Origin of the sequence: Trichococcus collinsii (assembly GCF_900107505.1) — a bacterium.
Classification (GTDB): domain Bacteria; phylum Bacillota; class Bacilli; order Lactobacillales; family Aerococcaceae; genus Trichococcus; species Trichococcus collinsii.
In genome coordinates this window covers 1-14,059 of sequence record NZ_FNQH01000003.1, presented here as the reverse complement: position 1 = coordinate 14,059, position 14,059 = coordinate 1, and the positions used below count along the sequence as shown (strand labels likewise).

Annotated in this window: 14 protein-coding genes and 2 rRNA genes; 6 read left to right on the top strand and 10 right to left on the bottom strand. The window is 47.4% G+C overall.

Going from position 1 to position 14,059, the window contains the following annotated elements; genetic code table 11:
* Window positions 1–65: 65 nt before the first annotated feature.
* Complete coding sequence (locus BLV66_RS07555; RefSeq protein WP_086985527.1) at window positions 66–299, top strand: CsbD family protein; 234 nt, start codon at window positions 66–68, stop codon at window positions 297–299.
* 98 nt (window positions 300–397) lie between these two features.
* Here the strand turns inward: BLV66_RS07555 and BLV66_RS07550 are convergent, their stop codons facing one another.
* Window positions 398–1,384: a LacI family DNA-binding transcriptional regulator gene (locus tag BLV66_RS07550; RefSeq protein WP_086985526.1), complete on the bottom strand. Its 987-nt coding sequence runs from the start codon at window positions 1,382–1,384 to the stop codon at window positions 398–400.
* 24 nt (window positions 1,385–1,408) lie between these two features.
* Window positions 1,409–2,908 carry a UDP-glucose--hexose-1-phosphate uridylyltransferase gene (galT, locus tag BLV66_RS07545; RefSeq protein ID WP_086985525.1) on the bottom strand — a complete coding sequence of 500 codons (1,500 nt, stop codon included), beginning with the start codon at window positions 2,906–2,908 and terminating at the stop codon, window positions 1,409–1,411.
* Window positions 2,909–3,110: 202 nt separating this feature from the next.
* On the opposite strand from galT, the gene BLV66_RS07540 reads away from it, so the two are divergent.
* Genes BLV66_RS07540 through BLV66_RS07530 form a run of 3 tightly spaced genes read left to right on the top strand, consistent with a single transcriptional unit; the run spans window position 3,111 to window position 4,999 of the window.
* The gene (locus BLV66_RS07540; protein WP_218131819.1) at window positions 3,111–4,043 is read left to right on the top strand and encodes a ring-cleaving dioxygenase; all 933 of its coding nucleotides are present in this window, start codon (window positions 3,111–3,113) and stop codon (window positions 4,041–4,043) included.
* Between the two features lie 19 nt (window positions 4,044–4,062).
* Window positions 4,063–4,671, top strand: a complete 609-nt coding sequence (locus BLV66_RS07535) for an alpha/beta hydrolase (RefSeq protein WP_086985524.1) — start codon at window positions 4,063–4,065, stop codon at window positions 4,669–4,671.
* Window positions 4,672–4,702: 31 nt separating this feature from the next.
* Window positions 4,703–4,999: a DUF896 domain-containing protein gene (locus BLV66_RS07530; protein ID WP_086985523.1), complete on the top strand. Its 297-nt coding sequence runs from the start codon at window positions 4,703–4,705 to the stop codon at window positions 4,997–4,999.
* Between the two features lie 77 nt (window positions 5,000–5,076).
* On the opposite strand, the gene proS is transcribed toward BLV66_RS07530, so the two are convergent.
* The 5 genes from proS to BLV66_RS07505 all read right to left on the bottom strand — a co-directional run bounded on the left by proS (window position 5,077) and on the right by BLV66_RS07505 (window position 11,195).
* Entirely contained in the window at window positions 5,077–6,516 is a 1,440-nt protein-coding gene (gene proS / locus BLV66_RS07525; protein WP_086985522.1) for a proline--tRNA ligase, read from the bottom strand.
* Window positions 6,517–6,855: 339 nt separating this feature from the next.
* Entirely contained in the window at window positions 6,856–7,419 is a 564-nt protein-coding gene (locus BLV66_RS07520) for a GNAT family N-acetyltransferase (protein ID WP_086985521.1), read from the bottom strand.
* Between the two features lie 94 nt (window positions 7,420–7,513).
* On the bottom strand, window positions 7,514–8,875 hold the full coding sequence (gene fumC / locus BLV66_RS07515; RefSeq protein WP_086985520.1) for a class II fumarate hydratase: 1,362 nt from the start codon (window positions 8,873–8,875) through the stop codon (window positions 7,514–7,516).
* 51 nt (window positions 8,876–8,926) lie between these two features.
* The gene (locus BLV66_RS07510) at window positions 8,927–10,555 is read right to left on the bottom strand and encodes an NAD-dependent malic enzyme (RefSeq protein ID WP_086985519.1); all 1,629 of its coding nucleotides are present in this window, start codon (window positions 10,553–10,555) and stop codon (window positions 8,927–8,929) included.
* Between the two features lie 64 nt (window positions 10,556–10,619).
* Window positions 10,620–11,195, bottom strand: a complete 576-nt coding sequence (locus BLV66_RS07505; protein ID WP_245826653.1) for an acyl-CoA thioesterase — start codon at window positions 11,193–11,195, stop codon at window positions 10,620–10,622.
* A 172-nt stretch (window positions 11,196–11,367) separates the two neighbouring features.
* On the opposite strand from BLV66_RS07505, the gene BLV66_RS07500 reads away from it, so the two are divergent.
* A complete protein-coding gene (locus BLV66_RS07500; protein WP_068620806.1) occupies window positions 11,368–11,802 on the top strand; it encodes a universal stress protein in 435 nt (144 codons plus the stop codon).
* Between the two features lie 151 nt (window positions 11,803–11,953).
* Here BLV66_RS07500 and BLV66_RS07495 read toward each other — a convergent pair whose 3' ends face one another.
* The gene (locus tag BLV66_RS07495; protein ID WP_086985518.1) at window positions 11,954–12,814 is read right to left on the bottom strand and encodes a hypothetical protein; all 861 of its coding nucleotides are present in this window, start codon (window positions 12,812–12,814) and stop codon (window positions 11,954–11,956) included.
* Window positions 12,815–13,019: 205 nt separating this feature from the next.
* Between BLV66_RS07495 and BLV66_RS07490 the strand changes: the two genes are divergently transcribed.
* Window positions 13,020–13,631: a CAP domain-containing protein gene (locus tag BLV66_RS07490; protein ID WP_086985517.1), complete on the top strand. Its 612-nt coding sequence runs from the start codon at window positions 13,020–13,022 to the stop codon at window positions 13,629–13,631.
* Window positions 13,632–13,699: 68 nt separating this feature from the next.
* On the opposite strand, the gene rrf is transcribed toward BLV66_RS07490, so the two are convergent.
* Both rrf and BLV66_RS07480 read right to left on the bottom strand, forming a co-directional pair.
* A 5S ribosomal RNA gene (gene rrf, locus BLV66_RS07485) occupies window positions 13,700–13,815 on the bottom strand.
* A 92-nt stretch (window positions 13,816–13,907) separates the two neighbouring features.
* A 23S ribosomal RNA gene (locus BLV66_RS07480) occupies window positions 13,908–14,059 on the bottom strand; the annotation flags it as partial.

Below are 14,059 nucleotides of genomic sequence, written 5' to 3'. Positions count from 1 at the left end.
AAATACGCTAAAATAGGTTATAGCAAGCGTAGTCAAAAAGTGTGACATCAAAAGGAGGAAACATCATGAATTCAAATTTGGGTGATAAAGCAAAAGGCATGAAGGACAAAGTTGTCGGCAAAATCAAAGAAGAATATGGTGACTTGGTGGATGACTCAGGAAAAGAATTAGAAGGTAAACTCCAACAAGCACGCGGCGAAGCCATACAAAAAAAAGGTGAAATCAAAGAAAATATCCATGATAAAGCCGAGGATTTAGCTGATAAGGCAAATGATAAGATCGATGATTGGAAAAAATAAGATCTATTTTTGAAATGATATGAAAAGAAGCCGCACCAACAACCTGTATCGGTTTGTTGGTGCGGCTTCTTCTTTTTCAGATTCTCACTTTGACAGACTCATGTTGTCGATGCGCGTTTGATCCATTCAGTCGACAAACTGATTTTTTTTGCGATTTTCCGTGGGTAGGCAATCCGGTCCAACAACAAAGATACGCCTGTGTTGCCCAACTCGCGCGTATCGACACGAATGGTCGATAATGGCGGATAGACGTATTTGGCAACTTTGCTGTCGTTGAATCCGACTACCGAAACTTGATCAGGAACCGCAATATCTGCTTCCTGAAGCGCACGTAAGGCTCCTATGGCGATCGCATCATTTTCGGCAAACAGGAAAGTCGGAAGTTGTTCCCCATTATCGCTAAGCAGCTGATTCATCATCTCGTATCCCGAAGAAGTACTGAAGCTCCCGATATGGTGATACTTATCCCGGTACCAGCCCCGTTTGCGTAGTTCAGCAAGGAACAGCTCAGAGCGCAAATCGCGGACCAGCATTTCTTTGTCGTTCGTCAGTTCCTTGCCTTCCAAGAATCCGATTTTAGTATGCTCGCCTCTGTCCATTTCAGCAATGACTTGTTCCATCGCAGATGCAAAATCGACAATGACGCAATCCTGTTTCCATTTGAATTGATCAGAGTCGATGAAGCAAAGTGGCTTGTCGAAATCCATCAGCCGTTGAACTTGACGCTCTCCAAACTTACCGATTGCCACGATACCGATGACGTCCTTTTCGATGTCGAAGGTCACATCATGGAAAACGCGTACGACATCATACCCTTCAGCTTCGGCGCGTTCTTCGGCCCCTAGACGGATTCCTTGATAATAGAGGTCATCCAACTCTTCCTCTTGGGTGTACCATTGCAACAGTAGAATCTTTTCTCTGCTTTTCTTTTTTTTGGTTTTGGTATAATTCAGCTCTTTTGCGGCTGCGAAGATCCGATCTTTCGTTTCCTTTCCGACAGAAAGGGTCTCATCGTGGTTAAGTACACGCGAAACCGTTGCAGTCGAAACTCCTGCCCTTTCGGCGATGTCCTTCATAGTCGCCATATTTACTCCACCTCCGTCGTTCTTCTATGTATTTTCAAGTATGCTCAAAAAGCGATCCAAGCCGGCTTGCCCTTCCGGCGTTTGCTTATAAACGCCTGCATCCTCCATTACGCGCTGAAATTTTTCACCGACTGCCGCATGGATCATTCCCATAACGGACTCTTCTTCGAAAGGTCCTTGCTGTTTCAGTTCTTCGGCCCACTCCCGATGGCAGGAGGCGACGGCATTGTTTTTACCCAGCAAATAGTCGGCAACGTCACTAAGCTCCGTTTCCAATCGCGGCGGCAAGATGGCCAGGCCAAGCACTTCGATTAAGCCGATGTTTTCTTTTTTGATATGCTGGACATCAGGATGCGGATGGAAGATGCCATCAGGGAGCACTTCGGTTGTCCGGTTATTCCGCAAAACGACATCCAACTCATAGGCTTCTTCGACACGACGTGCAATGAGCGTAACCGCATTATGGCGCATGCCTGAAGATTCCGCTAAAATATCGGCTTGCGGATCGCTGTATCTTTGCCATTCTTCCATAATGATGCACGCGGCGGCAGCGACTACATCCCTATCCTCTGAACGGAGACGAATGACTGAAAGCGGCCAATAGAGTATTTCCGCTTCAACTTCCGGGACATCTTTCAGCGCTAGGTTACGGAGCACTTGGGCAGCTTCCATCGGAAAGTGGTGCCGTCCGCCTTGATAATGTTCGTGGCTTAGAATAGAGCCTCCGATAATCGGCAAACCGGCATTACAACCGATGAAATAGTGCGGGAAGATCGTCACGATCTCCAGTAAGTTCGCAATCGTCTCTTCCGTGACATTCATAGGCACATGCTCTTCGGAAAGGATGATGCAGTGCTCGTTGTAATAGGAATAAGGCGAATACTGAAAGCCCCAGTTTTCCCCGAACAAAGGAAGACGCACAATCCGATGATTACTTCTTGCGGCGGCGTCAGCTCTCCCTCTATATCCTTCGTTTTCCATACAAAGCGCACAAACGGGATAGTTACCGCCTTCTGTTTGACGCGCTAATTCCATCTGTTGACGCGTTTTCTCGGGTTTAGAAAGATTTATCGTGATTTCCAGCTTGCCATACTTTGAATCGATTGAAAAATGTTTATTTTTTGCGATTTTCCTAGTCTTGATGTAGTCATTATCCTGACTCAAACGATAGAACTCATCGGTTGCCCGCATCGGCGCTTCTTCATAATGCATCCAGAAACGCTTATTCACTTCGGAAGGCAAAGGTGTAATCAGTTCCATTACTTGCGCTTCCATGATTTCGATTTCCTCAGGAACATCCGAAATCAATTGGCTTTCAACTGCATAGCCGATCATCCGATCCAGTGAGTCCAGTAACTTGGGTAAAGGAATGGAAGGTATTTTTTTTACATCATAAGCGTCTAGTCCTAATAAGCCCAATAGGTGATTGATGGCGTATCGCTCATCTAGGCTATGGATGCGGTGGGCCGCAATGCCTTTACTGATAAAATCGCGTATGACTTGATCGATGCTGTTATCCTGCAAATTTACCCCTCATTCCTTTGTTATTGTAGGTTTAATTATAGCATATGCGCTCCGGTAAATTTTACTGCTATCTTAACTTTTTATTTACCGACTGCTCCACGCTTACTATTTGACAGCTCGAATCATCCGTGTTATTATTATTTCGAATTCGAGATAATAGATGTACCGAACCCAAAATCAGTCAAAAGGAGTGTCTTTAATAATGAAGAAAACAGCAGGAATCCACCATATTACCGCTATCGTGGGTCATCCACAGGAAAACGTCGACTTTTATGCTGGCGTGCTCGGGATGCGCATGATCAAACAGACAGTCAACTTCGACGATCCGGAAACCTATCACCTTTACTTCGGCAACGCGGACGGCGATCCCGGAACCGTGATCACGTTCTTTCCATGGGCCAAATCCCGCCAAGGCAGCATCGGTGATGGCCAGGTCGGCATCACCGCTTATGCAGTCCCCACCGGATCTTTGTCATTCTGGGAAAAACGCCTGATCGGTTACAACGTTCCATTCGATAAATCGATCCGTTTCGGAGAAACTTATCTAGACTTTGATGATCCGCATGGCCTGCATCTGGAATTGGTAGAACGTGCAGACGGAAAAAACAATCCGTATTCCTTCAATGGCGTCCCCTCAGAGCATGCCATCAAAGGCTTTGCGGGAGCCGTCCTGTTGACGGGATCACCCGAGGAAACTGCAGCCGTCGTCGAAAAAGTGATGGGCTTGGAACGCATCGCCCAGGAGGATGACCTGATCCGTTTCCGTTCCGAAGCTACTCTCGGCAATACCGTCGACATCAAGATGACTTCGGTTGGCGCCGGTGTCATGGGTGTCGGAACCGTCCATCATATCGCATGGCGGGCTAAAGATGAAGCGGATCATCTGGATTGGCTGAAGCATGTCACCGCCTTGGGGCAGCATGCCACGCCCGTCCGGGACCGCCATTATTTCAAAGCCCTTTACTTCAGGGAAAAAGGCGGTATCCTTTTCGAAATCGCTTCGGATTCACCAGGATTTGCTATTGATGAGCCACGCGAAACTATGGGGCAAAAATTGATGTTGCCGCCGCAATACGAAAACAGGCGTGAGGCATTGACGGCACGGCTCATTCCGTTCGAAGTCCGCAACGTATAAACAGAGAGGAGTGATTTAGATGAATCATCAACATATTTTCAAACAAGGGAATCCTGAAAGGCCTTTGCTGCTGTTGTTGCACGGAACGGGTGGAACCGAGCACGACCTGTTTTTCCTGGGAGAGGCGATCGATCCGGAAGCCTCCCTGCTTGGTGTGCGCGGAAACGTGACCGAATCCGGCATGAACCGTTATTTCCGCCGTTTGGCAGAAGGCGTATTCGACGAAAATGACCTGGAATACCGCACAAAAGAATTGATTGCGTTCCTGGAGGAAGCCTCCAAAGAATACGGTTTCGACCGGAAGAACATCGTAGCAATCGGATACTCAAATGGTGCAAATATAGCCGGGAGTATGATATACTCTTTCAAAGATGTTGTCAAAGGGGCCATCCTTCATCATCCGATGGTGCCGTTCCGCAATCGTCAATTGCCTGATCTGCATTCCCTTCCTATCTTTATCGGTGCGGGCACAAATGATCCGCTTTGCGCACCGGAAGAAAGTACGGAATTGAAGGCAACACTAGAAGGAGCCGGCAGTGAGGTATCCATTTATTGGGGAAACGCTGGACACTCACTGACGAACGAAGAGGTTGTTGCAGCGAAAGCTTGGTACAACAAACACTTCTGATATCTCCTTCCACATGAGAGGAGAAATATAAATGGAAAAACTGTTAAACAGAATCAATGAATTGGCCCGCAAAGCCAAAACGGTGGAAGGTCTGACCGAAACCGAAAAAATCGAGCAGCAGCAACTGCGTCAAACCTATATTAAATCGTTCCGCAGTTCTTTTGATGAAATCCTTTTGAATTCAAAAGTTTACGATCCTGAGGGTAATGACATTACGCCGAAGAAACTGGTCGAAGCTCAAAAAGACAAACGCCGGACTGATGTGAAAAACATTTTGGGCGGGAAGAACGTCGTGCACCTGCACCCAGAGGATGCCGACAAAAAGTAATGCCGATAAGGCAAACAGAACCCACTCCGTATTGTTGGAGTGGGTTCTGTTTGTCTTATCGGCATTAGGAGTATCCTTTAGTATGCTCGTGCTAACCAAACTGTATGTTTGGCTGGTTTTCCTGATACGATACAGGTTGTTTTTTCGACTGGCGGGTTGAAAGGCATGTTGCGGGTTGTGAAGCCAGTCTCTTCTTTGATTTTCGCTTCCGTTTCAAGCTCGCCGTCCCATCCTGCCAATACGAATCCAGGCACTTCGCCTGCTGCTTTCTTCGCTTCGATATGTGCTTTCAGTTCGTCCAACGTGTCGATGTTGGTGTATTCATTGGCTTTGCGGTTTTCACGGGCCGTTTCTAACAGACGGACTTGCATTTCATCCAATGCTTTCGGCACGAAGTCCATGATTTCATCCAAGGATACAGCCACTTTGTCGGAAAGGTCACGCATTTTCACCATTACTTGGTTGTTTTCCATATCGCGCGGTCCGAACTCGATGCGCATCGGTACGCCCTTCAGTTCCCACTCGTTGAATTTGAATCCAGGCGAGTTGTCGCTGTCGTCCAAGAGAACGCGGATACCGGTAGCTTTCAGATCTTTTTGCAATACTTCCAGACGTTCCACGATTTCAGGTTTCTTCTTCCATGGGCCAACAGGCATCAAGACAACTTGTTTCGCTGCGACTTTAGGAGGCAACACCAATCCTTGTTCATCGCCGTGGACCATGATCATTGCACCGATCAAACGTGTGGAGACGCCCCAAGAAGTAGTATGCGCATAAACGTGTTCGTTATCGCGGTTCAAATATTTGATGTCGAATGCTTCCGCGAATTTTGTGCCCATATAGTGGGAAGTGCCGGCCTGAACTGCTTTTCCGTCTTTCATCATCGCTTCTACGGAGTAGGTATCAACCGCACCTGCGAAACGTTCTGAAGGCGTTTTTTGCCCTTCGTAGACAGGTACTGCCAACAAACCTTCGATGACTTCTTTGTAGACTTGCAGCATACGCATGGTACGACGGCGCGCATCTTCTTCATCAGAATGGGCAGTATGTCCTTCTTGCCAAAGGAATTCGGAAGTACGCAAGAACGGCAAGGTTTTCTTTTCCCAACGGAATACGTTAGCCCATTGGTTGATTTCCATCGGCAGATCGCGGTAAGAATTGATCCAGTCACCGAAAGCCGTACCGATCATCGTTTCCGATGTTGGACGCAAGGCCAAACGTTCTTCCAATTTTTCGCCAGCAGCTTCCGTAACCCATGGTAATTCCGGGCTGAAGCCTTCGATATGGTCTTTTTCTTTTGTGAAGAATGATTCCGGGATCAGCATCGGGAAGTAGGCATTGCGGATGCCTTCCTCTTTGAAGCGTGCGTTGAATTCTTCCTGGATATGTTCCCAGATTTCATAGCTGTCCGGTTTAAAAATGATGCAGCCGCGTACAGGTGAATAATCCATCAGATCAGCTTGTTTGATGGTTTGGATATACCATGCTGAAAAATCTTCTTTTTGTAAGTTACTCATGTTTTTCCTCCTGATTTTAAAATATTTTTTCTATTTGATTGCAAAAAAATAAGCATAATCCATCCTTAACAAGGACGAAATATACTTTCCTGATGTATTTCCGCGGTACCACCTTCATTGGCTTTCATTATTTGCGAAAGCCCAACTCAATATCTGGTAACGGCAGAAAACCGGCCCTATTTCTAAAGCATACTGTCAGGTAGGTTCAACGGATCAGTGGGGGTCCCTCTTCCAGCCTAGGAAAGACTCTCTTTACCCATCATCCATATACTGTTCCTTACGTTCAATCACTAACTATTGTATGAGAAAAGCACCGAAATAGCAATGCTTTTTTGCGGTTCAGTATTCCCTGGCTTGCCGGGAATACTCTTCTTTCAGAATTCCATAATAAGCCATGTCGCAGCTGCGCCCTTTGAAGACTTTGTGTCTGCGCAATATCCCTTCCGATTGCATCCCTAGCCGCTTCATCACCGCTCCTGAAGCCGGGTTGAGAATGTCATGCATCGCAAAGACTTTTTCCATTTTCAAAACATCAAAAGCCAGCGCCGTGATGAGCTTGCCGGCTTGCGTCATATAGCCGTTCCCGCCGTAATGCTTATTCAAGGTATAGCCTATTTCCGCAATGTGGTCGGTCAGGTTCGGCCGAATATCGATCGTCCCGATCATCTTATCGGTGTCCTTCACTACAAGCGCATACTTCCCCGCTGGCGCCGCCATGAAGTAATTCGCGATTGCCTCTTCCGTCATCGCCCGATTGCGATGCGTTTCGAAGACAAAACGGGTGGTTTCCTCATTGGAAGCATACTCGAACATATCCGAGGCATCCGCTAAACCGACCGGACGCAACAGGATCCGCTCGCCTTCCAAAACACTGTGCTTCATCAATTCTAATGTTATATCCATGACTAGCCCTCCAATGTTTGATCTGTTTAAAAAAATAGACAACAAAAGCGGATCGACCGGGCTTGCCTGTCGATCCGCGCTTCGTCGGAAACTATTATACCATCTTCATCGGATCCACGTACTTATCGAACTCTTCAGCAGTGACATGCCCCATCGCGACAGCCGCCTCCTTCAAGGAAGTGCCGTCCGCGAAAGCCTTCTGGGCGATTTTGGCTGCTTTCTCATAGCCGATGTACGGGTTCAATGCAGTCACCAGCATCAAGGAATTGGTCAGGTTATGGTTGATTTTGTCCTGTTCGGCCTTGATTCCGCTCGCGCAGTTTTCATCAAAGCTGATCAGCGCATCCGCAAGCAGGCGGACAGATTGCATGAAGCTATTCACGATGAGCGGCATATAGGTGTTCAGCTGGAAAGAACCTTGCGAAGCCGCAAAACCAATGGCGCTGTCGTTGCCCATCACTTGGATGCAGGCCATCGTTACGGCTTCGGATTGGGTCGGATTGACTTTTCCGGGCATGATCGAACTTCCGGGCTCATTCATCGGGATGCTGATTTCACCGATTCCGCTTCTCGGACCGCTTGCCAGCCAACGCACATCATTTGCGATCTTGTAGAAATTGGCCGCCAATGCTTTGACTGCCCCGTGCGTATGCACGAAAGCATCTTTGCTGGTCAGCGCATGGAATTTGTTTTCTGCACCGATGAAGGGCTCGCCCGTGCGTTCCGCAACCTTTTCGATTGTTTTTTGGATGAAGATCGGATCGGCGTTCAGTCCCGTTCCGACCGCTGTCCCACCTAAGGCTACTTGTCGCATATATTTTAAGGAGTCCTCGATCATTGACTTGGTTTCTTCAAGCATGACGCGCCATGCGCTGATTTCCTGGCCTAATGTCAATGGCGTCGCATCCTGCAGATGCGTACGGCCCAATTTGACGATCGCCGCATTTTCCTGCTCCAAGCGGGTCAGGGTGCCGATCATTTGATCAATCGCCGGATACAGTTTGTTTTTTATGTACAGTACGCCGGCAATGTGCATGGCAGCCGGGAATGTGTCATTGGAGCTCTGGCCCTTGTTCACGTGGTCGTTGGGATGGATGCCGCCGTCAACAAGCTGGTTGCCCCGGTTCGCCAGCACTTCGTTCACGTTCATATTGGATTGCGTGCCGCTTCCGGTCTGCCATACGGACAATGGAAATTGATCATCCCACTTTCCTTCAAGCACCTCGTCAGCTGCCAAAAGGATGCCCTTTGCCACTGTCTCATCCAACAAACCGACTTCATGGTTTGAGGCTGCGGCAGCCCGCTTGATTTCGACCAATGCGTAGATGACTTCCATCGGAATCTTTTCGATTCCGATCTTGAAGTTTTCCAGACTACGCTGTGTCTGTGCACCCCATAATTTATCCGCTGCTACTTTTACTTCCCCTAATGAGTCATGTTCAATCCGATATTCCATTCATCCCGTTCCTTCCTGTCGTTTCTTCCGTTTTTGGACGTACTTTTTGTCCTAATATTCCGCTTTCCAGATGGCAGCTTCGACAGCCTCCATCGGGTCCGTTATTTCAACACCATTTACGCCGTCTTCGATGGCTGCTTGGATAACGGCTGCCGCAACCAATTTCGATGCTTCGCGCAACTGGGAAACCGGCGGCAAAATCGCTGCTCCCGCTTCCTCCAAGTTCTGCAGGGAAGTGATGCCGTGCGCTGCAGCGGAAAGCATTCTGTCAGTTACTGTCTTCGCTTTTGCGATGACGATCCCGAAGCCTAAGCCCGGATACAATAAGGCGTTGTTCGCTTGGCCGATTTTATAGTTCACGCCATTGTATGCGATCGGATCGGATGGGCTACCGGTGACGACCAACGCTCTTCCCTCGGACCAAGCGATAACATCCGAAGCCTTTGCTTCGCATAATCTGGTTGGATTGGAGATCGGCATGATTGCCGGATGTTCATTGTATGCTGCCATCTTTTCAACGACTGCTTGCGTGAAGGCACCTGCTTGGCCTGAAGTCCCAATCAGTACGGTCGGTTTGACGGCATCGATGATTTCAGCCAAATCGGTCAGCTGTGTAGGGAATTCATCCGCGGCGCGCGCATATTTTTGCTGTCCCGGCGTCAGGTCTGCCATATCATCAGTGACCAGACCGTAGCGATCGACCATGTAAAACTGTTTGCGGGCTTCCTCGCTGTCGGCACCTTGCAGCAGCATCTCCATGAGGATTTGGTCGGAAACACCGACACCGGCAGTTCCGCCTCCGAAAACAAGAATTTTGTGTTCTGTAATCGGCTTATCAGTGACTCTGACGACCGAATCCATCGCAGCCGACATCATCACGCCGGTTCCTTGGATGTCATCATTGAACGTGCAGATTTTATCGCGGTACTGTTCCAGAATATTGGCGGCGTTGTCGCGGCCGAAATCTTCCCAATGGAACAACACATCCGGGAACAGCGCGGAAGCCTCTTCAACAAACGTTTCGATGAATGGGTAATAAGCCTCTCCGGTCACGCGTTTGTGCTTGTTCCCAAGGTAGAACGGATCTTCCAGCAACTCTTGGTTGTTTGTACCCGCATCGATCACGATCGGCAACACTTGTTGCGGATTCAATCCTGAAGCGACTGTGTAGACGGCCAGTTTTCCTACCGAAATCGCGATGCCCTGGATGCCCCAGTCGCCTATGCCCAGTACACCTTCGCCATCTGTAATGACCATCATTTTAATTTCATCCATATCTTTACTGCCGTTCAGCAGAGCGCTATGGATAGCTTCTGGACGATTCACATCCAAATAGACTGCGTCCTGGGGAATCTGGTAATCCCGCGAATAATTCATGACCGTCTCGGCGATGGTTGGCGTATAGATGACCGGCAACAACTCCGTCACATGTTTCCCGATGACATGGTAAAAAAGCACACGATTCTGGGCATAGATATTCATCAGGTGCTTCTGCTTGGAATAGGAATCGGTCAGTTGGCCTAATTGCGCATAGACAATCTCTCCTTGCTCTTCCAATGTTCGGACTGCGGTCGGCAATAGACCTTCCAATCCTAGCGTTGCCCGTTCTTCCAAAGTGAATGCGGTCCCTTTATTCAAAAATGGCTGACCCAATAAATCTTTTCCGTTAGTTTTCGACACGTTGACACACTCCTGCTCCATCATTTGTATGTATTTTTTTCCATGCTGTTTTTTCCTGCAAACGTTAGTCTGCCCAAGGTATTTCTATCGTGAGATGCTCATGCAGCTCTTTTTGGTAGTCCAGATCGGCTCTCCGCTTTTGCCGTCTTTCTTCATATCCGCTGTTGATGAATTTTTCCTCTACCGTTTCCGGTACGATTTTCGGAAGACAGACTTTATCCCCATTTTCATCAGGGAGAGCCACAAATGTCAGAAAACAGGTTGCCGCCAAGTAACGTTCCCCCGTCCGAAGATTCTCCCCGGTCACTTTTGTGAAGATTTCCATGGAAGTCTTGCCTGCTCCTGACACAAACGTATCGATGCAGACTGAATGCCCTGTTGGAAGCGGCTTGAGGAAGTTCAACGTGTCCACAGATGCGGTCACATTTGTCGTGCGCCCGAACCGCTCTCCAGAAATTGCCGCACAATCATCGATCATGCTCATCAATTTACCGCCGAACAAAGTACCGTGGTAATTTGAATCGAACGGAAAGACATGGTGCGTCTGGATCACCTTCGTCTGCCTGCAATATCTGATTTCCCGCTCTTGGTTCGCTTCCGTCATATCCGCCTTCATTCCTCTCTTGTTTCGTAAACTCATTTTAGCATGCTTCATTTCTTTTTAATAGTTCTGCCAACCAAACAATTCTCGTCCTTTTCACGTGTTTTTCACATGTTTTTCTCGTGTACCCCGCTTTCCTTTCAAACAGTGTTGTTGTAAAATTAACTTAGGAAGCGTTTTCTGAACAAAATCAAAAAAGGAGCGGGTAGAAATGTTAGCAGAATACAAAAATATTTTGGTTCCCGTTGATGGTTCAGGTCAGTCAGAAGATTCGTTCAAAAAAGCTGTTGCCATTGCCAAACGCAATAACGCCGCGTTACATCTTATCTACGTCAAGGACACACGCAATGTTCCTCTTAGCCCTGAATATGAATCCAGATTGACGGAAGCATACAAGGACATGGAATATGAATTCCTCGATGAAATGATGACATTCGCTACAAATGAAGGGATTGAAATCAAGAAGTCTGTAACCAACGGCAACCCCATGACATTGATCGCTGAAGCATTTCCAAAAGAATACAACATCGATCTTATTGTCATCGGAGCAACCGGCAAAGGTGCGATCACCAGGGCTTTTGTTGGATCGGTCTCTAACTATGTGGTCCGTCATGCACCGTGTGATGTTTTGGTCGTCCGTACTTAAAAGTAACGCACAATTTTTGCAGCCGTACCTCAGAAAACGTAAGAACAGCCCTGTCCAGCTTTCCGCTGCACAAGGCTGTTTCCTTTTATCCATTTATTAGCACAATCCCATAACCAGACAATTTCTGCAGTTTTTGATAGCCTTCGTTCAGCTAGAGGTCATTGACCGTACCGCCCTCTTCCTCGCTGTCGATCCAAGCACCATCAAAAAATTGGATTGCATACGGCCCTTCGCTGGTGAGGTCAAAATAAGCCTTTTCTGTGAAGGACTCCCCCGGTGCGACAGTATGTAGCCAGAAATGGGTATAGCGCAGTGGCAGGCTTTTCCCCTCACCATCAAGTGCCAAAAAGTAGTTGGGCGCGATATAGGTATCGACGGTGCCGTTGTTGACGTATTGTATTTCCACTTCCAACAGTTTTTCTCCAAGTGGATTGAGATCTTCCAGCCCATCTATTTCTCGGATTTCCGTCACCGTTACTAATTCATTTATCCCGGAATCGTCGCTCAAAAAGTTTTGCGCTTCGCCTTCATTAACCGTAAAAGCAGGCGGTGTTATTGTTGGGTTTTCATTGGGCATAAAAGTTATGGTGACATAGCTTTCAGGAGCAAGATCATCCAGATTGATACCGGTATCGCCATAGCTGACGGATGCATCCGTAGTGAAAGTAATTTCCGTTTCGATTCCGGGGCCTTGATACGGATAATCGAACTCCCACACGTTGTTCGTTTCGCGGTAGTCGACAGCCGTTCCTTCTATTAGGGTCGTCACTTGATCAAACCCTTCGGCGGTACCTTCTAAGGCAAAATAGTTATACTTATCTCCTCTGGTGATTCCGTCCGTTACGCCGCTTGAAAAGATGATCGTTTTAGCAACACTTTCCTCGAACTCGGCAGCAACAGAAGATGATTCTTCGCTTAACACCGAATTTACGGTTGAACTTTCGGTCTCATTTTGGCATGCAGCAAAGACACTAGCACAGAAAATAAACAGTAATCCTAACTTTTTGTTCATAGCAATTCCCCTTCCAAGAATCAGCCCACAACAAGTTGCTTACTTCCGATTATTACCTTCATCTTAACAAACTATCCGACAAAAAACGAATTCTAGCCTTTCATCAGGACATTTCACGGAAGATTGACTATAATGGAAACATACTTAAATCTGTCGGATATTTTCCATTAATATATCATTCAAAAATAAGAAAGGAGCAGTGCGGATGCGAATCATCAGAGGCCTACTATTCACTGGCATAGCAGCGTTGTTGGTGGGATACGGAATAAACCGTAATGCCTTGAACGAAAAATTCCCGTTTCTCGAGCACGCAGGCCAGACAGATGTGGCTGAGAAGATCCAAATACTGACAAGTCCTGAAGGCGTCGACCTGCTCACAGCGCCCTTCACCCGACCTGATGAAATCGACTATACCCTAGTGGAAGACAAGATCATGGTTTTGCTGAATGAGCTTCGCGCGGAGCAAGGCTTGCTGTCCCTTACAAAAAATGAAACCCTTAAAGCGGCGGCCGATCATCGAGCTATTGAAACCCAGACATCGTTTTCACATACTAGGCCGGACGGAAGCGATTTCTACACAATCATCCTGACCGATGATTACTGGTACCCTTATCAAACGGTCGGAGAAAATCTGGCAATGGCGACCTATTTCAAGGACGAAGAAGGTATGGCCGAATTTTTGTTCGATGGATGGGTGGAAAGTGAGGGGCATTACGCCAATATGATTCATCCCGATTTCCTGGAGGTAGGCATCGGCGTCCATTATGACGGGGAATTTCTGTATGCCGTACAGCTATTTGGAAAACAAAGTCAATAACTGAAATTAATCCAAAAAAACAAAAAAAAGCAAGCACCAGGAATATCCTGCATGCTTGCTTTTCGTTTGCGCGGCAACGTCCTACTCTCACAAAGGGAAACCCTTCACTACAATCGGCGCTAAGAAGCTTAACTTCTGTGTTCGATATGGGAACAGGTGTGACCTTCTTGCCATCGTCACCGCACATTTTTCAAGAGAACGTTGTTCTCTTGAAACTGAATCTACAAATTTAAAGGGAACCCGAAAACACCGCTTGAGTTTTCATCTTTTTAAAAATTGGTTAAGTCCTCGACCGATTAGTATTGGTCCGCTCCATACATCGCTGTACTTCCACTCCCAACCTATCTACCTGATCATCTCTCAGGGGTCTTACTCACTTAAAGTGATGGGAAATCTCATCTTGAGGGGGGCTTCACGCTTAGATGCTT

Coding starts and splice junctions, on each gene's coding strand:
- BLV66_RS07490 (WP_086985517.1), top strand. CDS start 13,020: ATGCGAATCATCAGAGGCCTACTATTCACTGGCATAGCAGCGTTGTTG.
- BLV66_RS07550 (WP_086985526.1), bottom strand. CDS start 1,384: ATGGCGACTATGAAGGACATCGCCGAAAGGGCAGGAGTTTCGACTGCA.
- BLV66_RS07505 (WP_245826653.1), bottom strand. CDS start 11,195: ATGAGTTTACGAAACAAGAGAGGAATGAAGGCGGATATGACGGAAGCG.
- fumC (WP_086985520.1), bottom strand. CDS start 8,875: ATGGAATATCGGATTGAACATGACTCATTAGGGGAAGTAAAAGTAGCA.
- BLV66_RS07540 (WP_218131819.1), top strand. CDS start 3,111: ATGAAGAAAACAGCAGGAATCCACCATATTACCGCTATCGTGGGTCAT.
- BLV66_RS07495 (WP_086985518.1), bottom strand. CDS start 12,814: ATGAACAAAAAGTTAGGATTACTGTTTATTTTCTGTGCTAGTGTCTTT.
- proS (WP_086985522.1), bottom strand. CDS start 6,516: ATGAGTAACTTACAAAAAGAAGATTTTTCAGCATGGTATATCCAAACC.
- BLV66_RS07555 (WP_086985527.1), top strand. CDS start 66: ATGAATTCAAATTTGGGTGATAAAGCAAAAGGCATGAAGGACAAAGTT.
- BLV66_RS07530 (WP_086985523.1), top strand. CDS start 4,703: ATGGAAAAACTGTTAAACAGAATCAATGAATTGGCCCGCAAAGCCAAA.
- BLV66_RS07500 (WP_068620806.1), top strand. CDS start 11,368: ATGTTAGCAGAATACAAAAATATTTTGGTTCCCGTTGATGGTTCAGGT.
- BLV66_RS07520 (WP_086985521.1), bottom strand. CDS start 7,419: ATGGATATAACATTAGAATTGATGAAGCACAGTGTTTTGGAAGGCGAG.
- BLV66_RS07535 (WP_086985524.1), top strand. CDS start 4,063: ATGAATCATCAACATATTTTCAAACAAGGGAATCCTGAAAGGCCTTTG.